Origin of the sequence: Rhizobium sp. BK379 (assembly GCF_014193955.1) — a bacterium.
In the GTDB taxonomy this organism is placed as follows: domain Bacteria; phylum Pseudomonadota; class Alphaproteobacteria; order Rhizobiales; family Rhizobiaceae; genus Rhizobium.
The window spans coordinates 2,123,592-2,143,668 of sequence record NZ_JACIAD010000001.1 but is presented as its reverse complement, the minus strand read 5'-3'; the positions used below and the strand labels follow the sequence as shown (position 1 = coordinate 2,143,668).

17 protein-coding genes are annotated in these 20,077 nt (G+C 60.3%); 1 reads left to right on the top strand and 16 read right to left on the bottom strand.

From position 1 onward, the window contains the following. Nucleotides 1–35 precede the first annotated feature (35 nt). The 12 genes from FHT93_RS10865 to FHT93_RS10810 all read right to left on the bottom strand — a co-directional run bounded on the left by FHT93_RS10865 (nucleotide 36) and on the right by FHT93_RS10810 (nucleotide 13,791). Entirely contained in the window at nucleotides 36–1,052 is a 1,017-nt protein-coding gene (locus FHT93_RS10865; protein WP_183847449.1) for an HAD family hydrolase, read from the bottom strand. Further along, the gene (locus FHT93_RS10860) at nucleotides 1,027–2,031 is read right to left on the bottom strand and encodes a formylglycine-generating enzyme family protein (RefSeq protein WP_113014850.1); all 1,005 of its coding nucleotides are present in this window, start codon (nucleotides 2,029–2,031) and stop codon (nucleotides 1,027–1,029) included. The genes FHT93_RS10865 and FHT93_RS10860 overlap by 26 nt, the downstream gene beginning before the upstream one ends. A 169-nt stretch (nucleotides 2,032–2,200) precedes the next feature. Continuing rightward, nucleotides 2,201–3,502 carry a BatD family protein gene (locus tag FHT93_RS10855; protein ID WP_113014851.1) on the bottom strand — a complete coding sequence of 434 codons (1,302 nt, stop codon included), beginning with the start codon at nucleotides 3,500–3,502 and terminating at the stop codon, nucleotides 2,201–2,203. Next, nucleotides 3,499–5,058 carry a VWA domain-containing protein gene (locus FHT93_RS10850; protein ID WP_183847447.1) on the bottom strand — a complete coding sequence of 520 codons (1,560 nt, stop codon included), beginning with the start codon at nucleotides 5,056–5,058 and terminating at the stop codon, nucleotides 3,499–3,501. The genes FHT93_RS10855 and FHT93_RS10850 overlap by 4 nt, the downstream gene beginning before the upstream one ends. Continuing rightward, entirely contained in the window at nucleotides 5,055–6,044 is a 990-nt protein-coding gene (locus FHT93_RS10845) for a VWA domain-containing protein (protein ID WP_183847445.1), read from the bottom strand. Before FHT93_RS10845 ends, FHT93_RS10850 begins: the two co-directional genes overlap by 4 nt. Continuing rightward, on the bottom strand, nucleotides 6,031–6,543 hold the full coding sequence (locus FHT93_RS10840) for a DUF4381 domain-containing protein (protein WP_113116792.1): 513 nt from the start codon (nucleotides 6,541–6,543) through the stop codon (nucleotides 6,031–6,033). The genes FHT93_RS10845 and FHT93_RS10840 overlap by 14 nt, the downstream gene beginning before the upstream one ends. Then, nucleotides 6,543–7,496, bottom strand: a complete 954-nt coding sequence (locus FHT93_RS10835) for a DUF58 domain-containing protein (RefSeq protein WP_018115124.1) — start codon at nucleotides 7,494–7,496, stop codon at nucleotides 6,543–6,545. The genes FHT93_RS10840 and FHT93_RS10835 overlap by 1 nt, the downstream gene beginning before the upstream one ends. Then, a complete protein-coding gene (locus FHT93_RS10830) occupies nucleotides 7,493–8,470 on the bottom strand; it encodes a MoxR family ATPase (RefSeq protein WP_183847443.1) in 978 nt (325 codons plus the stop codon). Before FHT93_RS10830 ends, FHT93_RS10835 begins: the two co-directional genes overlap by 4 nt. Nucleotides 8,471–8,536: 66 nt before the next feature. Further along, a complete protein-coding gene (locus FHT93_RS10825) occupies nucleotides 8,537–10,171 on the bottom strand; it encodes an arylsulfatase (protein ID WP_113014857.1) in 1,635 nt (544 codons plus the stop codon). Nucleotides 10,172–10,357: 186 nt separating this feature from the next. After that, entirely contained in the window at nucleotides 10,358–11,572 is a 1,215-nt protein-coding gene (locus FHT93_RS10820; protein WP_113116789.1) for an alpha/beta hydrolase, read from the bottom strand. 134 nt (nucleotides 11,573–11,706) lie between these two features. Then, nucleotides 11,707–12,810 (bottom strand): glycosyltransferase family 2 protein, encoded by a 1,104-nt coding sequence (locus FHT93_RS10815; protein ID WP_183847441.1) that lies wholly within the window; start codon nucleotides 12,808–12,810, stop codon nucleotides 11,707–11,709. 69 nt (nucleotides 12,811–12,879) lie between these two features. Next, on the bottom strand, nucleotides 12,880–13,791 hold the full coding sequence (locus FHT93_RS10810) for a glycosyltransferase (RefSeq protein WP_113014859.1): 912 nt from the start codon (nucleotides 13,789–13,791) through the stop codon (nucleotides 12,880–12,882). A 283-nt stretch (nucleotides 13,792–14,074) separates the two neighbouring features. On the opposite strand from FHT93_RS10810, the gene FHT93_RS10805 reads away from it, so the two are divergent. Then, complete coding sequence (locus tag FHT93_RS10805; protein WP_112543885.1) at nucleotides 14,075–14,368, top strand: hypothetical protein; 294 nt, start codon at nucleotides 14,075–14,077, stop codon at nucleotides 14,366–14,368. A 29-nt stretch (nucleotides 14,369–14,397) separates the two neighbouring features. On the opposite strand, the gene FHT93_RS10800 is transcribed toward FHT93_RS10805, so the two are convergent. From FHT93_RS10800 to FHT93_RS10785, 4 genes are all read right to left on the bottom strand, one after another. After that, nucleotides 14,398–15,849 carry a hypothetical protein gene (locus tag FHT93_RS10800; RefSeq protein ID WP_112543886.1) on the bottom strand — a complete coding sequence of 484 codons (1,452 nt, stop codon included), beginning with the start codon at nucleotides 15,847–15,849 and terminating at the stop codon, nucleotides 14,398–14,400. Nucleotides 15,850–15,940: 91 nt separating this feature from the next. Further along, nucleotides 15,941–17,308 carry a polysaccharide biosynthesis/export family protein gene (locus tag FHT93_RS10795; RefSeq protein ID WP_112543887.1) on the bottom strand — a complete coding sequence of 456 codons (1,368 nt, stop codon included), beginning with the start codon at nucleotides 17,306–17,308 and terminating at the stop codon, nucleotides 15,941–15,943. Nucleotides 17,309–17,316: 8 nt separating this feature from the next. After that, complete coding sequence (locus FHT93_RS10790) at nucleotides 17,317–18,267, bottom strand: glycosyltransferase (RefSeq protein WP_113146627.1); 951 nt, start codon at nucleotides 18,265–18,267, stop codon at nucleotides 17,317–17,319. Then, nucleotides 18,264–20,012: a polysaccharide biosynthesis tyrosine autokinase gene (locus FHT93_RS10785; RefSeq protein WP_029868885.1), complete on the bottom strand. Its 1,749-nt coding sequence runs from the start codon at nucleotides 20,010–20,012 to the stop codon at nucleotides 18,264–18,266. The genes FHT93_RS10790 and FHT93_RS10785 overlap by 4 nt, the downstream gene beginning before the upstream one ends. Nucleotides 20,013–20,077 lie beyond the last annotated feature (65 nt).

The window sequence follows — 20,077 nt, the reverse complement described above, 5'->3', positions numbered from 1 at the left end:
ATGAAGGCACTCGCGGCGCTGTCGCGAGTGCTTTTTCACTGGTCGAAGGCGAAAACCTTCTTCCAGTCTTTCTTCATGTCGACCACCAGCCAATTGCGGCCCTCCGCCTCGTCGAGCGCCTTGTCCAGTTTTCCAAAGGCTGATTCACGGTCATAGGCATATTCGCGGGCTGCGTCGGTGTGGTGGACCAGCAGGCCAAAGCTCGAGCCTTTACCTGACGTCGCCCAGCGCAGCATTTCGTAATCTCCATCCGAGTTGCCGGCCGCGAATATCGGCTTGAGGCCGATGAACTTGTTTATGCCGACGGGCTTGCCCGGGCCGTCGTCGACGAAGTCGATCTTCGGCAAACGTTTGAGAACCGGTACATCGCCGACGAGTTCGTATTCGGTCGCGATCGTGCTGCCGACGACCTGCTCGGGCGGGATGCCGTAGAGCTGTTGCGTGACGGGACGCATGAACTCGATGCCGCCGCCGGAGACGATATAGGTGCGAAAGCCGTTGGCACGCAGATAGTCCAGCAGCTCGCGCATCGGCAGGTAGGTCATCTCGGTAAAAGGCTTGCCTGTCTTGGGATGTTTCGACGTGGCGAACCAGTCCGTGGCGATCTTGGTGAACTCGTCTGTTGTCATGCCGGCATGCGTTGCCATCATGAGTTCCACCATGCCCTTTTCACCAGCCTTGGCTATGCCTTTCAGATCGCCATCGAGAACGCTCTTGAAGGGCTCCTTGGTCTTCCATTCCGGATGCTGGGGTGCCAGCGCCTTGACGCGATCGAGTACGAAACCAAGCTGGATATAATAGGGCTGCTCGGACCAGAGCGTGCCATCATTGTCGAAGACGGCGATGCGGTTCTCCGGCGCCACATAAGCCTCTCCGCCTTCCGTCGTGGTTGCCCTAACGAAATCCGTGATGCGTGTTTTGGCGGATGTGTCGTTCCAGGAGGGCAATACCTCTTGCGCGGACACTGGGCTGCATGTGGCCGTGATCAGAAGAATGACTGCGATGGCAAGGCAAGCAAGGCAGGCATCAAAGGCTCGAACGGATCGTCTCATGGACATCCTCCGGTGAAGCTGAAATTCTCTTAATGCAGCGGAAACCGAGATGGCTGGTCGAGGTATCCTCCGGCTCGGCATGGCGCGCGGCGGGGCGATAGCGGCGGCAGTAGTTCGGTGCGCAGAGATGCGAGCCGCCCTTCAAGACCCGTCGCGGAATGCGGATGCTCGGTTGGCGCGGGTCGTAACTGGCTTCCACGCCGCCGCCGCGCGGATTGGCAGGAATGCAGCAGGCTTTTGCGGCGGGCTCGGGATGGCCGTCGGACCAGTAGTCAGTGGTCCATTCCCAGACATTGCCGATCATGTCGTAAAGCCCGTAACCATTCGGCGGGAAGCTGCGAACGGGCGAAGTCCGTTCATGGCCCTTCGGCTTTGCCGACATGACGGGGAAGGTTCCCTGCCAGGTGTTGGCCATGGGAATGCCGCCAGGCATCAGTTCGTCGCCCCACGCAAATTCCACATCGTCGAGACCGCCGCGGGCTGCGAGTTCCCATTCCGCTTCAGTCGGCAGGTCGAGGCCGGCCCAATCCGCATAGGCCTTCGCGTCGCACCAGGCGATGTGCACGACAGGATGGTCGAGCTTGCCGCGCAGGTCGCTCAGACCGCCGAGCGGCCGGCGCCAGTTCGCGCCGAACTTGAAGGTCCACCATTGAGTGATATCGGGGCCTTCAACCTTTTTCGGCTGAAAGAAGACAAGCGATCCGGCGCGCAGCATCTCTGGCCTGGCGCCGGGATAGTCCTTTGCCTCAGGTGCCTTCTCGGCTGACGTCACGTAACCGGTCGCCCTGACGAATTCGGTGAACCTGCGGTTCGTGACGGGGATTTCGTCGATCCAGAAGCCATCGACCTTTACCGGATGGGCGGGAGCCTCTTCGGGATAGTGGTCATTGGAGCCCATCATGAAGGTCCGGCCCGGAATCCAGACCATGCCTTCGGGCGCCGCACCGGGCCTCTGCTGATCGTCGAATGCCAATGCCATCACCGCCTCCGGAATATGCGCCGGAAGCTTCGCGCGTATGTAGAAGGGAAGGAAGTACGTTACGGTAAACACGCCCGCGGATGGTGTAACGGCAGGCGTAAATTTACGGCACCAGCTGCTCCGGCTGGCTACGCCCCTTCCTGCATTGTTAAGCAGGGACCGCGGCGTATTATCTGGCCAGGTCTCTTCCGTTGACGGCGATCGGATTGAGCGGCGGCAGCGCTGGCGGTTTTCTATCTCTGATCGTTGCGTCTCTCCGGGCGACGGCCCTGATGATCGCCGCCCTGTCGATGTCAGGTCCGACCTGTGCTCCAAAAAGCTTGCGTTCCAAAAGCTCAATCTGGTGCCTGAGGACGGGGGAACTTTCCCTTGCGACCCAGTCGGCGATGGTCCGGTATCCGCATTGGAAGGCCCAGGCCTGCAGGGCCGCATAGACCGCGGTTTCGTTGCCGCTCCTGATGGTCTGCTTCATCCGGTGAAGCCGGTATGAGCGGGAATTTTGCCTGAGATCCCGGTGTTTCGTGCGCCATGCTGCGAAGCGGGGAATGAGCTGCCGGAGAAGGAAGGCGACAGCTGCCAGGACAACGGCTACCGCGGCAATGAGCCAGATGCTGATCTGCTGCGATCGACGGTCTTCTTGCTGTTCAAGCTGCGGTGCGATCGCCTCTTTGGCCGCTGCGGCGCCGACCGTGACCTTGATGTCGGGAAGTGTCGCGGTTTTCTCGGCTTTGCTGTCCACATCGAACCAGGGGTAGGAAACCGCCGGTATGTCGAATGTGCCGGCGGCGGGGGCTGTGTAGACGATCGTTTCGGTGTGCCGGCTGGCTGTTTCCCGGTTCATTTCTATGCCGTCTTCGATCTTCGGCGGCTTCACATATTGCTGCAGGCCGGCTGCGCTGCCGAGTTCCACCGGCGGCATCATCATCGCCTGCGTGTCCAGGGCCGTGATGGTGATGGTGCGCGAAAACGCATCGCCGGCCTTCAGCTTGGTTGGATCGCGATCGAAGGATTGCTCGATCGTCAGGCCGTGTGCGACAAAACCCGGCTGGCTTGGCAGGGCGTTGCCGCCAACGGTGAAGGAAATGCCGGGCATGGTCACCGTCGCCTTCGTCGGCTTTCCGTCCACGCCATATCCGAGTTCAATCGGAATATCCGGCAGGCTGTAGGGGCCGGATGCTTCCGGTACGATCGCATAGCTGCGGCGGATGCCGGAATATTGCACACCGTCGATGGTCTGTGTCAGGTTCACGCTGCGCTCCTCCGGCAGGGTGACCATGGCATTGGGAACGTCGAACAGAGGAAACTGCGGCGGTGAGGTGAAGAAATTGGGCACGAAGACATCCACCGTCAGGCGTACCTGCTGTCCCGGCACGATCTCGCCGCTGCCTTCGATCGCGGCACGAGCAAAAGGTTCGGCGGCGAGCGCATTTCCCGACAGGAGCAACCAAAGCGACAGGGTAAAGCGCATCATGGCTTTTGTCCCTGTGCTTCAAGGGCGAACTTGCGCGCCATGAGGTCCGCCGGGCTCGCCTGGATGTTCTTCATCCACATTTCCGACGTCTGTTCGGCGATGCTTACCTGGCCTTCCTTGCCCTGCTTTCCCTTGTCGTCGAACTGAACGCTGTCAGGCTTCAGATTCGGGTCCTGTTGCTGTTGTTCCTGCTCCTTGTCCTGCTGCTCTTTCAGCAATCGCTCTGCGATAATGAGATCGGCTTGAGCCTCCGGCCAGTCCTTCCGTTTTTCAATCGCCTTCTGATAGGCCGTGACGGCCTCCTCGAATTTGCCGAGGTGCAGAAGCGTGTTTGCCTGATTGTACCAGCTCTCGGCCGTATCGACGGCGGCAAAGGCATCGAGTGCATCCTGAAAGCGGCCGGCCCTGTAAAGTGCTGCACCCTTCCACATCGGGTTTCGGAAATGGTCGGCTGCCCCCTCAAAATCACCCTGTTCAAAAGCCAGTCGGCCCTGCTGGTCCGGCGTCAGCCATAGATCGACGAAACCAGCCGCTTCCGCCGGAGATGGCATCAGTAGCCGGAAAGCGAGAAGCACGGCGCCGACCCTGACCACCCAGCCACGCCTGAAGGAAAAAGCAAGCAGCAAGGCAATCGGGGCGACCAGCCACCAGCCGGCATCACGCCAGCGATTGCCCTCGGACGCCTGCGCATCGGAAAAGTTCTTGCTGACGCGCTGGATGATCCAGCGCACATCGGTATCGTCGTCACTGATGGTGGCGACGTCAGCCCCCGTTGCCGATTGCAGCTGTTTCAGGGCCCCCATATCGAGCTTGGGCAATAGACGCCCGCCACCGGCGTTGGTCAGGAAGTTTCCGTCGGCCGTCCTGACCGGTCCGCCCTCGGCGGTGCCGATACCTAGAATGATGATGCCGTTGGCATTCGCCGCCTTGAGCGCATCGACCCCGGCCGGTTCGATGCCGTCGGTCAGGAAGACGATCGTGCCGGTCGTATTCTCCGACTTGAACAGGCTGTTCGATAGCGAAAGTGCGTCGGGCGTGCTCTTGCCGGGCTTGGGCATAATGCGTGTCGCCAGCGCATCCGAATAGCTCTCGATCAGGGAGGCATCCTCCGTCAGCGGAACGACGAGATGGGCGGTGCCGGCATAAGCGACGATCGCGGTCTTTGCTCCTGGTCGCGCAGCGAGAATATCGTGGATCTTCAGCTTGGCGCGTTCGATGCGACTGGGGCTGATGTCGATCGCATCCATGGTCGAGGAAAGATCAACGGCAATGACGAGGGGCGCGGTATCCTCGACAAAGGGCGGTGCTTCGCGCCGCCATGACGGACCTGCCGCGGCGATCGTGCCCAAAGCCATCAAGCCGGCCAGAAGCCATGAGGGATTGATGCGGCTATGGCGGTTTGCCTCGACAATCAGTTTGTCGAGCAGGTGCGGCGCGATCATGCCCTTCCAGCGGTCGCGAATATCGTCCGACCGGGCTGCAAGCCAGAGGATGAGGGGCGGAACGAGCAAGACGAGCAGCCACCACGGGCGCAGAAAATGAAGATCGGTGATCACGCCGCTGCCCTCCGGCGGATCAGGCCCAGAGAGCCTGCGAAGAGATGATAGAGCGCGAGAATGGCGATCGCAGCGCCCAACGGCCAATGGAAAAGTTCGATACGCGGCCGCCAGGACACCACCTTCTGTTCGTCAGGCGTAATCTGATCCAGAACGTCGTATATTGCCGCGAGCTGGTTCTGGTCGCCGCCGAAGAAATAGCGTCCGCCGGTATCGGTGGCGATCTTCTGCAATGTGGCCGTATCCAGCTTGTCCTCGCCTGTCGCGGCGGGATCACCGATGCCGATTGCATGAATGGTAATGTCATTTCTTCCGGCGATCTCTGCCGCCTTCAGCGGCGGCATCTTGCTTGCCGTATCATTGCCATCGGTCAGCAGGATCAGGACTTTTTCGCGTGCCGTGGTCTTTTCGAACATTCTGAGCGCAAGGCCGATCGAATCCCCGAGCGATGTGCGTGGGCCGGCGATCCCGGGCAGCAATCCGTTGATCATCAGCCGGACGAGTTCATGGTCCATGGTGAAAGGTGCAAGCGGGTAGGGCGCATCGCCGAAGGCGATCAGGCCCAGGCGGTCGTGAGGCCGTTTCGTGACAAAATCGGAGACCACGGACCGTACCGCATCGACACGTGCTCCAAGGCTGCCATCGGGCACCGGAAAATCACGCGTCTCCATCGATTGCGAGAGATCGAGCGCAAGCAGGATATCGCGCTGCGGCTCCGTCTTTTCGAGGGGTGGCTCGACGAATTGCGGCCGGGCAAGCGCCAGCACAACAAGGCACCAGGCAAGCCCCTCGGCGATCGTCTGCAGCAGGGTCCGTTTCGGCACGACCGAACCTTCGGTCGGCTGAACCCCTGCGGCACGTGTGACCTGATCGAAGAACGGCAGGCGGATTGATGCCGATGTTTCTCGATGAGGCGGCAGCAGCCACCAGATCAGCAAGGGGAGCGGAAGCAGCAGAAGCAGCCACGGATACTCAAGCTGATACATGGTGCCCCCTGATCCATCGCCTTGACTTGAGGACGAGTTCATCGGTGCTATCAGGAGGAAGAGCGGCAATGGCCGCGCTGTCGTGATATTCGAGATCATCAAGCAGGCGCGCCAGTGCGCCGGCCCCTCCGCTCTGGTTCAGACGCTCAATCCATGCCCGACCGGTCACCGACGCGACATCGCTCCTCGGCCATGCCGCGAGCGCCGTCCGCTTGAGCAGTTCCGTGAGTTCGTGGATGCCCTTGTCGCGGCGTGCCGGGTTGCGGATGTCGGTTTCGATAGCGGCAAGCATCCGGAGCGCCTCCCGCCGGTAGGCATTGCGGCGATATCGCCTGAGCCAGACAAGGATGGCCGATAGCAGCGCGATGACGAGCAATGCACCCAATGCCGCCCAACCCCAGGTTTGGGGCAACCAGGAGACCGGCGGCGGAACTGCGATGTCATGCAAAGAGCGGAGCGCCGTCTGGGTCATTGGATCGAGTTGGACTGTCTGCTCCATCAGCGCCTCCGCTGCCGCCAGGCGGATTGTTCGAGCAGGCGGCGCAGCTGCGGGGCAGTCTCCTCCGCCGTCGAGACAGGGAGCATGGGGAGGCCGAGTTCACGCTGCCAGGCCATCAGTTCGCGACCGCGATTGCGAGCGAAAGTGTCGATGGATTTCCGCACGCCGGCTTGGCTCAGTGACAGTTCGGCCTGCAATCCGCCGCCGCTGATGACGATATCGGCGGATTTGGGAAGCTCCAGAAGGAATGGGTCGTAGATCAAAAGACAGATCACGTCGTTGCGGGCGGAGAGCGCCAAAAGCAGGTCGCGGGTCGCTTCGCCGTGTCCGCTGAAATCGCTGATGATGACGACGAGATGATCGTGATGGGCGATGCCTGTGACGCGGCGCAGCACGTCATCGAGTGAACCCGGCGAGGGCGTGCCGGCAAAGGCGGCTTTCAGCGCGGCATTCCTGGTGGCGATCTTGTCGGCAAGAGCGATGACGGCATTGCGGCTACGATGCGGCTTTACTTCCTCGATGTCGCCATCCCCAAAGATAAAACCGCCCACCCGATCGCCTGATCCCAGGATGCGCCAGGCACAGAGCATGGCTGCTTCGGCGGCAGTGACGGATTTCATGGCGCGGCGGCTGCCGAAAAACATATTGATCCGCTGGTCGACGACGAGGATTGCCGGCCGCTCCTTCTCCTCGCCGTAGATGCGGACGACCGGCGTGCCGGTGCGCGCCGTCACGCGCCAGTCGATGGAGCGGATATCGTCGCCCGGCAGATAATCCCGCAATTCCTCGAAGATCAGGCCGCGGCCGCGTAGGGCTGACTGCATCCGGCCGGCGAGCTGCTGATGGCTTTTTGCTTTCTGGACGAAAGTCAGATTGCGGGCACGACCCTCGAGAGCGACGAGCTGTTCCGTCGTGACATAGACGCCGTCGCTGCTGAGGGCGCCCGTGCTCATGAGACCGCAACCAGTTCGGTGATGCGATCGATGACCTGATCGGCGCTCGTATTGGCGGCATGGGCCTCGTAAGACAGGATGAGGCGATGGCGAAAGACATCGTTGACAATCGCCTTCACATCGTCGGGGGTTACATAGTCGCGACCCTTCAGCCAGGCATATGCGCGGGAGACCTTGTCGAGGCTGATGGCGCCGCGCGGGCTGACGCCAACCTGCAGGAGGCTCGCCAGATCCTTGTCGTAGCGATCCGGGTAACGCGTGGCGAAGACGAGAGCGACGATATATTTCTCGACCGGTTCGGAGACCGTCACCGCACCGATTTCCTTGCGGGCATCGAAGACCGCCTGTGGGTTCAGTCGCTCGGTGGCCGGAGCGGCGCCTTTGCTGTGGGCACTGTTCTCCTCGTCCCGGTTGAGACGCATGATCGCGGCTTCCGATTGCTCATCGGGATAGGTGACCTCGACATGCATGAGGAAGCGGTCGAGTTGCGCCTCGGGCAGGGGATAGGTGCCCTCCTGCTCGATCGGGTTTTGCGTCGCCATGACCATGAAGAGATCAGGCAGCGGATAACTCTTGCCGCCGACGGTGACCTGCCGTTCCTCCATCGCCTCCAGAAGGGCGGACTGCACCTTGGCGGGCGCACGGTTGATCTCGTCGGCAAGAATGAGATTGGCGAAGATCGGTCCCTGCTGAAACTTGAATTCGCCCTTGCCGCCTTCCGAGAAATAGATCTCCGATCCGGTAATATCGGCAGGCAGCAGGTCCGGCGTGAATTGGACGCGCGAAAGCTCTGAATCGAGGTTTTTTGCGAGGCTCTTGATCGCCCGCGTCTTGGCCAGTCCCGGCAGGCCTTCGACAAGAAGATGGCCGTTGGCGAGCAGACCGAGCAGCAAGCGCTCGACCATCGCCTCCTGGCCGATGATCGACTGGCCGATGCGCTTGCCGAGATCGAGGATGTCGTCGCGTGCCGTCATGGGAGCCTCGCCAATTGCGTTGGGGCGCGGCGAAATCGCCGCGCCGGTCTTGGTCGGGAGAAAGAGCTACCGACTTCCTCCCGGATTCTGGTCGAGCGAACTCATCAGGGCCGCGATCATCTGGTCGACGCTGAAGCTTGCGGGCCGTTGGCTCGGTGGGTATTCGCGGAAGGTCTGGAGGAAGGGTGCGACCTTGTAGACGCCATATTGGACGATATAGGCATTCTTCATCACCCAGTCATAATATTGATCCGACACGACATCCGCGCGCTCGTAGGGATCCATCCGCAGGTTGAACACTTTCGGCACCCGCAGGCAGGTGAAGGGGTTCGCCCATACCACGAAGCCTCCCGGTTGGCGCTGTTCGCAGAAGACGATCTTCCAGTTGCCGTAGCGATAGGCGACGAGTTCACCGTCGTCGTTGAAGTAGAAGAACTCGTCACGCGCCGACTTCGGCTGTTGTCCCGTCAGGTAGGGGAGCTGGTTGTAGCCGTCGAGGTGAACCTTGAACTGATTGCCGCTGATCGAGGTGCCTTTCGCAAGCCTATCCTTGATATCGCCGTCGCCGGCGGCGGCGAGCAGGGTCGGGAACCAGTCGAGCCCGGACATCATATCGTTCGAGACTTCGCCGGCCTTGATCTTGCCGGGCCAGCGGATGATCGCGGGAACACGGAACGCGCCTTCCCAGTTCGTATCCTTCTCACTGCGGAATGCGGTCGTTGCCGCGTCGGGCCACGAGAACTGGTTGGGGCCGTTATCGGTTGTGTAGACGACGATCGTGTTGTCCGCGACATTCAGGTCGTCGAGCGCTTTCAACAGCTTGCCGACATCGCCGTCATGCTCGACCATGCCGTCGGCATAGTCGTTGCCCGGCATGCCGCTTTGCCCCTTCATCGATTCCCGCACGTGGGTGAAGACATGCATGCGGGTCGTGTTCATCCAGGTGAAGAAGGGCTTGCCGGCCTTCACCTGTCTGTCCATGAAGTCGATCGCGGCTGCGGTCGTCTCGTCGTCGATCGTTTCCATGCGCTTTGTGTTGAGCGCGCCGGTATCCTCGATCTTGCCGTCGGCAGACGCCTTCAGGACGCCGCGTGGCGAATTGGTGCGCACGAATTCCGCGTCGTCTTTCGGATAATAGGGACGTTCGGGCTCTTCCTCGGCGTTGAGGTGGTAGAGATTACCGTAGAATTCATCGAAGCCGTGATTGGTCGGGAGGAATTCGTCGCGGTCGCCGAGATGGTTCTTGCCGAACTGGCCCGTCGCATAACCGAGCGGCTTCAGGGCCTGGGCGATGGTGATGTCCCGCGGCTGCAGGCCGACGGTGGCGCCGGGAATGCCGACCTTGCAGAGGCCGGTGCGCAGGCAGACCTGGCCGGTGATGAAGGTGGAGCGCCCGGCCGTGCAGCTGTTTTCGGCGTAATAATCGGTGAACATCAGGCCTTCCTTGGCCAGACGGTCGATATTCGGGGTCCTGTAGCCCATCACGCCGAAGGAATAGGCGCTGATATTGGTCTGGCCGATATCGTCACCGAAGATGACGAGAATGTTCGGCTTGTCGGGTGTCGGTGCAGGGGCTGGCGCGGCCGGGGCGGCGGGGGACGCTTCCTGGGCATAGGCCGATGAAATGAAAGGTGCTGCGGCAAGGCTCATTGCCACTGCTGCCGTCGCCGAAAGAAGTCTGCCGGAGAGTGTCGTGGCCATCACGTTCTCCCCGCCGCAAGGTCGTTCAACATTACGCTCTCCCTGGTGTCGGGCAGGCCGGAGCCCGCCGGAACTGGATCGTCGCCATTCGACCGGGAGAGACTTCTACTTTGAGGCCATCTGCGGAAGTACGTTACCGTAAATGCCGATGTTGCTGGACGTAACCGCCCACGTAAATCGCGTTCGTTACTGCGTCAGCGGCTGCGATTGCGGATCGGCGCGAAGAGTATCTTCGACTTCTACTGGTTTTGCGGCGGTTGGCAGAGGCTGTCCGACGATCGTCAGCGGCGCGGCTACCGCCGTGCCGGCGACCTTGCCCACAGTCTGCACCGTACCGCCTACGACGGCGGCAACGCCTTCGCCGAGCGTGATGTTGGAATCCGTCAGGGTCTGGCCCGTCATCAACCGCTGGCCGATGAGCTGCACGATTTCGGGGCTTTCGGCAAACTTGCCGTGATTGAGCTTGTCGCCGGTGTCGACCTTGGTCAGATCGATCGCGGTAATGCCGGCTTCTTCCAGCCGGCTGCGATAGGGCTCCTTGGACGGGTCGATGGCACCGAGCCGGGAGACTTTTCCGGTGATGAAGCTCGAGACTGCCAGAGCCCGATCATCCTGCGAGACGAAGATCGTGAATTTCGGACGGGGTGTGCCCATTTCCACGAACTGCTTGGCAAAGACCTGTATGTCGATATCGGGGGAGGCAAGAATGACATCGCGGATCTTGGTGTTCACATGCCCGTCACGGATGCCCATCTGGCGCAGGGATTCCATGGCAAGCCAGGTTCCCATCGAATGCGCAAGAATGGTGATATCCTTGACGCTTGGATCCTGGGCGAGGATTCGCAGCGCCTGTTCGAGTGCCGTGCGCGAATAGTTCGTGCTTTCCTTGTCGTATTCATAGGCCGTCAGCTTCGCACGCGAAGGCCAGGTGAAAAGGACCGGCGTCGCCTTCATGCCGCTGTCGTGAACGATCTGGGCGAGACGGAAGACGGAGTCCTCATAGGTATTGTTGAAGCCGTGTATGAAAACGAGTGCGTGGCCGTCGACCAGATGCTGCTGGAACCAGGCACGCCCTTCAGCCCGCGTCTCGAGCTGCTCGACCCGCGTGACCGCGAAATCTGTCGCCGGGTTCGGCGGCAGCTTTTCGGGCCACTGTACGGTGCCGGCCGCACGCTTCGGCGGAATGGAAATTGCGATATCCGTCAGGTAGGGTTTCGGACTGCGCTCTCCATTGAAAAGCGTCGCAGGATTTGCGGAAGGCTGACGGGTGGTCGCCACCAGCATTTCGACCTGTGAGGTTTTCGGAGTATTGGCCGTGAGGACGACAGGGGTCATCACCCCGGTCGGATGGCCGCAGCCTGCCAGCACGGAAAGTGCGGCGAGGAGAATGCGTCGCAGCATGATCACTTCCTGGTTCAACAGTCCGGCACTCTAGGCCGCGGCAAATCGCGGATGGAAGTAAGTTACCGTAAATGCGGGTGTTAATACGAGTCTTTATAGCAGCCTCGACAGCGACGAGGTGAAGGGGCGCGAATTCAACGGGAGGCCTGCGCTTCACCCACGATGACTGCGCCTCCCTGCGCCGGGGTGGCTGCTTTTTCCTGTGAGAGCAAGGTCTGCTGCTGCACCTCGCTATCGGAGGCGCTGCGCCAGAATTGCCAGCCTTCGCCCTGTATAAGACCGCTGTCGGTGAGATCCTTCCAGTGGCTGAAGGTGCCAGTACCAGTATAGACGAAATTGCGGGCGTCTTCGGGGGAGGAATACATCGTGTATTCGGCAGTATGCTCCGAGCGGTTGGCGGGATCGGCGACCTTGTTGAGGAAGCTCGACAGAAACTTGAAGTGCAGGAGGGCGCTGGTGATACCAACGGCGCCGCGCATTTCACCAAGGTTCAGTGCGAGCGGCCAGACCTGGTGCGAGGATTTGAGATAGAGGCGCTCGCCGGATACGTAGATCAGCGGGATCTTGTTGAGCGCAGGGCCATCCCAGATGCGGCCGCGAAAATAGACGCGACCTCGTACCCCGCCCTTGATCCAGATGGTGCGACTGTTCCTGTCGAAATGCGATTCATAGCCTGAGCGATCGAAGAGGCTGCAGACTTCGAGCGGATTGCGGCCGGGCTCGCAGACGTTTTCGCTGACGGGATTGCGGCTGTACATGTCAATCATGACCGAGCGCAGCGAGCGGGCGCCAACGGATTCCATGTAGGCGGTCAACTGGCTGATCGAACGCGTATCGCAATGCGGATAGACCAGAAACTCGTCCGCATCGACATAGAGAACCCATTTCTCCTGGCAGTGACGGTTCATGACAGCGTTGATCCAGTCATTGCCAAAGCGCGCAGCCTTGTAGGAACCGTTGGCTGACAGCAGTGAAACATCCTCCATCCCGGACAGGAGCTCGACCGTGCCGTCGCTTGAGCCGTTGTCGATGCAGATGAAATGCTCGACACCGAGATCGCGATAATATTGCAGGAAGAACTCCATCCGGTGTCCTTCGTCGCGGATCACGCAGATCAGCACGTGGCGTGCCTGCTTCAGGCTGTCGCGAAGGCCGGCATAGCCGATCTGGCCGGCCTTCAGCGAACGGCGCAGACGGGCCTTGGCGTAGTGTGAGATGCTGGTCGTCAAAGCACTCATTTCTGCTCCTGAACACTCGCGCCGGCTCTGATGACCAGCTCTGCCTGCAGGGATCGGGCCAATTTTTCGTCAGACGACATAGTCGCCGGCGAGCAGCGTCTGCACGCGTGGATTGGGCATCTCATTCTGCAGGGCATGTCTCACGCGCTCGCGCATCGAACGATATTTGTAGACCATCTTGCGATCGAAGCTGATGCCCCGGTAGAGCGCGTTGTAGGCCGGGTGCGTTTTGCGCAGGTCGATGTAGACTTGGCTTTCGGTGTCGCTCCACGGGAAGAAGGTGCCGTGCCAGGGTTTGGGATGCGCCATGTAGTGGACGATGGCAAGCGAGGACATGTCCACCAGATGCAGAAATTGCTTGGGGAAGTTCCAGCGGTTCGACACCAGGATGAGCGAGGAGCCGCAGACATAGTTCAGCGCGCCCTGATCATGCTTGCCATCGCAAGCCTCCGGGTTCGTGGCAAAGAGCTGCAGTGCTTCCGGTCCGATCCAGCCGTCGCGGTGGAATTTCAACACGCCGGCATTGAAATAATTGCTGTCCTTGCCGTTTTGCAGCAGTCCATGAATGGACGTGTAATCGCGGGCTGCGAAGAATTTTCCGGGAGGAGCGAACGCATTTTCGAGATCGGCAAGGCTGCTGACGATCTGCGTGTCGCCGTCCAGATAGATGATCTGGGTATAGTTGTCAGGCAGGATCTGTGCGAGCACGAGCTTGGCCATGGTGCTGACGCTGATGCGGCCCATGAAATGCGAACCGTCGAGCTTGCCGAGAGATTCGTGCAGCGCTTCCGTCGCGTCCATCAACGTGACGCCGCTAAGCGCCAGCAGGCTTTTCAGCTCTTCGAAATTGTCGAGGTGTTCCGACATGAGAACACAGACATCCGTCTCGGGATTTGCAAACTTCCGCGCCTGCAGTGCCGAAAGAATAGTGGGGAAAGAATATTCGACATCCGTAACGTAGGCCACGCACTGATTACTCATGGTACAATCCTTCTCGCAGTTCTTCGTCTCGAAGTGCCTTTATTCAAATCCGTCAAAAATTTACCGTTGTTGAGGTGCTGTCTCCCACTTGTCGCAAGCGGGAAATTTTTCATCCGATCGCGAGCCAATCGTGCCTCTTCGGCGGTTTGATCACGATGGATTGTGGGAAAATTAACCATTGCTATCGCTCCACTACCAAAAGCTGGGTGTTGTGGATCTGGTCCTGTAATGTGAAAACCGGCGCAGGGCTCGGTGGGACGATAGAAAGGAATAAGGCATCGCAATGCTGAACGGCACAATCATTGTGATACTGATTTCGCTCGCAGCCGGAGCAGCCATTCGCGCCTGGGCCTTCGCGATTTTCGCGATTATTGTAGCTCTTGGTTTCGGCATCGTAGCCCATCAAAACACGTCGCTGCTTGAAGCCGCGCTTTATGGTCTCGGTATCCTCCTGCTCATGCAGGTCTGCTATGTGACGGGGGTCTTTGCGACCGGCTTCTGGCGCCGCAGCCGCAAGTCGTCCAAGGAAAGCGCCATCACCGATCAGGCGCCTGTGCCGAGCGAGCGGCAAGGCTGACGTAACCGACATTTTTTCCGCCCCGCGCATCATCGCGACGAAAATACCGGCGTACTCATCAGAGATGCCGGTGTCCTCTGCAGGCGGGCCATACGGTTCGTCAGCGGGTAGGGCGCGGTCAGGCAACCGCTTGCAAGTCCAGCCGTGATGCTGAAAAGCAGGCCGAGATCGGTGCTGCTTCCGGAGATCGTTGCCGAGGCGATCTGTGCGACGGAGGCGAAAACCGCCGCCATGCCGATCGCCCGGTTTTCACGGTTCACCAGTTTGCTGCGAGCCGCAGCCTTCAGCAGGCTATAGAGGAAGAGCAGGAAGAGAGCAGTGCCGGTAAGGCCGACATTCGACAGAAGGGCTGCGGCGAAGCTCGATGCCCGCACCGTACCGAGCCCCGCTCCGAAGGTCGCCGTTTCGATGAAGGAGATCAGCGCCAGCGTGTTCCAGGCGGTACGTTCTTCGCCGGATTGGGATTCGAGCTTGTTGGCAACTGTTGCATTCGCCAGGTCGCCAATGGCGTTCCAGGCACTCGGGATCAGCGCCACGGCCATGATTAGACAGGGCACCATAAGCAGCATGATCAAAAGGAAGGTTGCATAGGGACGAGTCGCCTGGCCGCTCAGAAGGCGCCTCAGGCTGAACAGCACTGCAACCACGATCATGAAGAGACCGGCGGCATAGGCGGTCGTCGAGGTACAGAGGATGACGGTGAGGCCGACCGATATCGTCGCAAAGCCGGTGAAACGGCTCGGAAAGCGCTCAAGCCACAGGATGAGTGTGAAAGAGAAGAAGACCAAGGCTGCTGCGCCGTAGGCACTTGCCTCCGGGAAGGAGCCGACGATACGCTTGAAACCGCCGATCACTTCGGCCGTGTGCATCGTGTAGTTGGCGTTTCGAATGAAATCGAGCAGGTCGGGCTGGCCGATCGTGAAGGTCGCAATATCGACGAGGGCGAAACCGAGGCAGATGAGCGCCGTAACGATGAGCTGGCGGGCAATGAAGCGTCCATGTCCAAGCCGGGCAAAACCACAGACAATGGCGAAGCATATGAGATCGCCGAGCAAGTAGACGGACTGCGTGAGATTGGAGGAACCCGGCGCCAGCGGCGACGCCATGATCGACATCAAGCCGGAACTGCTGCGTGCGGATGAATACACCAATGTCGCGCCGGCGAAAATGCGCGGCAGGAAGAAGGCCGATACCGCAGAAAACAGGACATAGGCAGCAAACCAGAAGCCGGGGCCGGGATAGGCGAGACTTGTCAGCGCCGCCTGTTTCTGCCGCGGACGCAGCAGCACACCGATCGTCACGAAGAGCAGCAGGAGATGGCTCGGCTGAATGCTGCTGCCGCCGAGGGCGGGAAGTTGGAAGGCTGCGGCCGCGCCGAGCAGCGTGGAGATGCAGAGCGCCGTGATCGCAAAGCGGAATCCATAATAGACGAGCGCCAGGCCAAGCAGGAAGACGAGGAAGCCGATCGGTTCAATTGTCATGCAGAAACCTCCGAGCCGGGTCGAAGATTTTCCATAGATGCGGACATGAACTCAATTCCGACGCTAACAGGCATATTCCTACCGTGGTCTCCTAGTTCGATCCCGTCTGCGGTACCCATTCCGGACGGGGCGCATCGCTTCGGGCTACATTGGGAACGAGGGCGCCGGCCGGCTGCTGAGGCTGCGATGCCGCAGAGGAGGCATCCGCGGCTGCCTCGACGCCGATTTCGATGATGTCGTGCGGCAACAGGGCCGTGTTCTCGTCTGCGACGATATTGCTGTAACTGCCATCCTCGTTGCGACGAACGATCTTGAAGTTCTTCTTCGTCGTTCCGAGCAGGGTCGATTCCGCGCCCATGCGGGCGAGTTCCGCACTATATCCGGCCTGGTCGCCGAGCAGTTGCGCCACCTGCATGTCGATCCCCGCCTTGTTGATCGCGAGGCTGATCGTGTTCAGCTCCTGCTGGTTTTCGGCATTGCGCTTGTTGATGACATCAGCCTTTTCGCGCTGGCTCTCGTTCAAGCCCTGACGGGATTTGGTGAGTGCGATCTCCAGATCCAGCAGTTCGCTTTGAGTTTCGGCCAAGCTCCGATCGACGGAAAATTGGCGGGTATTGCTGGTCAAGCCCTTGCTGACGAGGCTGTTGACGTTGTTTAGCTCCTGCTGTGCGAGATCGATCTGCCGCTTCTGGGAGACAACCTTGGCTTCGAGAGACTGGATTTCCTGGGTGTAGAGACGGCTCAGATCATCAGCCGCCTCGACCTTGCTGTTGGTCTCGACAGCTCTCAGGCGCATCAGGTTCAGTTCCTCTGCCTTGAGCTTGCCGATGTCGGGCACACCGCCGATCTCCGAGGGAATGTCGAAATCGGGCTGACCGGCAATCTCGGCCCGCAGGCGCGCAGCGCGCATCAGGAGATCGCGGCGGTTCAAGACGGCTGTGCGATAGTCGCCGGCTGCCTGAATGCGGTCCCTGTCATAGTAGCTGCTCTCGTCACGCGCCCGCATATAGCCGCCAGCAATGCTGACGGCTTTCATGACAGTCATGTTGGCCTCGAAGGGATAGCGTCCCGGCCGCTCGATGCTGCCGTTGACGAAGATCGGCGCATGCTGGTCGATCTCGACAGCGATGAAAGGTCTTCCGGGAAGGTCGGCTTTTTCAGCCAACGCGTCTGAAATGGTCTCCGACAATTGCTCGGTCGTCTGCCCGGAGGCCCTGATCTGACCGGCAATCGGGATCGACAGATTGCCGGCATCATCGACGTTGTAGGTTCCGTCGAGAGCTTCCCAACTTGCATATTTGGAGTCGGTGGAACGCCATTCCACGACCCGAAGTTTTATCTTGTCCTCGGGAACGAGCGTGTAGTTGTCGGCATGGGCGGCAGTCCATCCCAGCAGGCAGGTGAAGACGGCGGCAAGGCCAGCGAGCGTAAGACGATCAGGGAAAGACATAAGCCTCATGGCGTCTGTTACCTCCGTTTTGCCGCGATGGATGGCGAAGACATCTCGCGATTTGAGGACTGGCTGAGTTCGAGGATGCGCATGGGTGATGCGCGTCCCATCAGAAGGTCGGACAAAGCCAGGAAATTGCCGTTCAGTCGGCCACGACGGTCAACTGCGCGATCATTGAGAAGGGTGCCGCGGGCGTTGGCCAGGATATTGCGGCCGATCTGCGCCAGAGCACGGGTCAGGGACATCGTGCCCTTACGCAGCAGATGCACGGGATTTGCGACTTGCGAATAGCCGAGCCTCTTGCCGGGCTGGCGTCCGGACTTGACGCCGAGATGTACGCCGCAAGCGCCCGAAATACGCACCGACCGTCCGTAGCGCGCTATAGATCGGCTGAAGTCGACATCCTCCAGCCAGCCATAGAGCGGCAATTCTTCATCGAAAGCGAGCCCGTGACTTAGAATTGGCGCCAGCCGAACCGCCATGTTGCATCCGTAGGCGTTATAGACTTCCGTCACCTGCTCGTCTCTTTCGCTTGCGGTCTTGATGACATGCATGGCTTCGGACTGGGTCAGCCCCTTGCCGAGAATCCCGTCAGCCAGGACGTCGCCGGTCGCAATGACCACATCCGGGTTGTCGGCGAAGACCGCCGCCATGCGTGGGATGTAGCCAGGAGCCGGAATGAAGTCGTCGTCGAGGAAGATCAGCACATCCATGTCCGCACCGGCGGCTTCGATGATCCGGTTGCGCTGGCAGGTCAGGCCACGGGGGCCGGCCATCAATTCCACGCCCTTTCGATTGGCAAGTCCGGCAGCGTCATCCAGGTTGGGGACGCAGACGATGATGCGCTCCGGGTGAGGCTGAAGACCCTCAATATAGGTTACCGTCTCCAAAAGCGTCGCAGGCCGGCCGGCCGAGGCAATGCCGACGGCGACCTTCAGCTTTGCTGCTTGTGGGGTCGGAGCCATCATATCTGAACACTCGATGGTGTGTTGTTGACGATCGCACCGAGGATTTCGGCACCGACATTGCGCATGCTGTCGATGACGCGAACCGTCTCGTCAATCGACGTGCGGCCGTAAGAGGTTACAACGAGAACACCGTCCAACTCCGGAGCGAGCGCGTTTGCGTCCGGCGACGAGGTGAAGGCGGAGATATCGACAAAAATGGCGTCGAATTCCTTTTTCAGATCGTTGAAGTTGAGCTGGGTGCGACGCGAGCTCAGACGGACGGCGGGCGTCACGGCACGGACCTTGCCGAGAGGCAGGAATTTCAATGTCGGCGTCAGCGACAGGGTGGCGGTGCGGATCGCCTCGACGTTGTCGAGCACGTCAATCAGGCCAGCCGAACTGTTCGGCGCAATGGACTTGCTCAGAGAAGACTTTGTCGCCGCGGCATCGATCAGCAGGGTGCGCGAACCGGATATTGCCGAGAGCACGGCGAGCTCGCAGGCAATGGTGGATGCGCCGCCGCCCGGATTGACGGCCACGATACCGATTACCACGCGCCGTCTGCGGCGGAAGCCGGTGACAGTCGCCCCAAGCTCGGCCATTCCTGGGATCATCGGATAGGCGACGGTGCCGCTGTCGTTGGACGTAGATAGCGCCGCCGCGCGGCTCGTCCTCTTTGCGCGTCCGAGAGGCGTAACGAAAGACAGGCCCGTCGCATGCGAGAGCTGCTGGGTGCGCATGATGCGCCGGTCGCTGACATGGCGGATCATGGCGAGGCCGAGGCCGGAACCGGCGCCAACCACCAGGGCGAAAGCAAGGATCAGCGAATTGTTCGGCTGCGCCTTGGAGAGTGGCGAGGTCGCCCGCGAAACGATGGTCGCGTCGGAAACCGGATAGGAGATCCGCTGCTTGGCCTCGGTATACTGCGTCAGGGTGTTCTCGAAGAGGGTGCGCCGGGCGTCGGTCGCGCTCTGCAATTCAGCGAGCTTGAACTGGTCGCGCGGATTGGCCTTGAAGGTTGCGAGCGCGCTCGCGGCATCGGCGAGCCCACGCTGCTGCTCGTTGACGAACTGCTCTAGCCATTCGCTGTATTGCTGGGCTGCAGCGGCCTTCATCTGCACATTCTTGCGGATATATTGCTGGGCAACCGCATCGGCGATCTCGACCGCTTTTTGCGGGCTGGATGCGGATGCGGATATTTCGAGGATTGTCGACTGACCGATGCGGCGCATCGCAACTATGTTGCGCAGACGAGCGATCGCCCGGTCGATTCCCGCCTCTTCCTGGTTTGCACTGGCAGGCTGGGCATTGCCCGAGGTCGCATCTCCCTGTGCAGTCCGGGGCTGAGCGGCGTCGAGATTGCCGGTCAGCCAGTCCTTGACCTTATCCTGCAGGGAAAGGGTCTGATTGGAGAAGGCCGGATCGTTGGCAAGGTTCAGCGCGCTGGCGGCCCCGCCAAGGACATCGCTCGACTTTGCTATTTCAAGCTGTGCATCGATGAAGGCGTCTTCGGCGAAGGCTCTTTGGGCGTCCGAACCGTTCACCTGCGGGAAGACCATCAGCTGGGTACTGGCCACATAGGTCGGTTTGGCGATGAAGAGATAGGCGGCGGCGAGGGCAAGGAAGACCACGGTGGTAAATACAATCCACGGCCAACGCATCCTGACGAAAAAGGACATGTCCCGCAGTGTCAACGACGAACTACTGCTGGCGGTGGCCGGCAAGGATATCGGGGCGACGCTACTGAAGACGTGATTTGAGTTCATAGTGTCCTGATCCAAAGGGCAAGAGTATCTTCTTCATTGGTATCCAGCTGGTGCGCATGACCCTG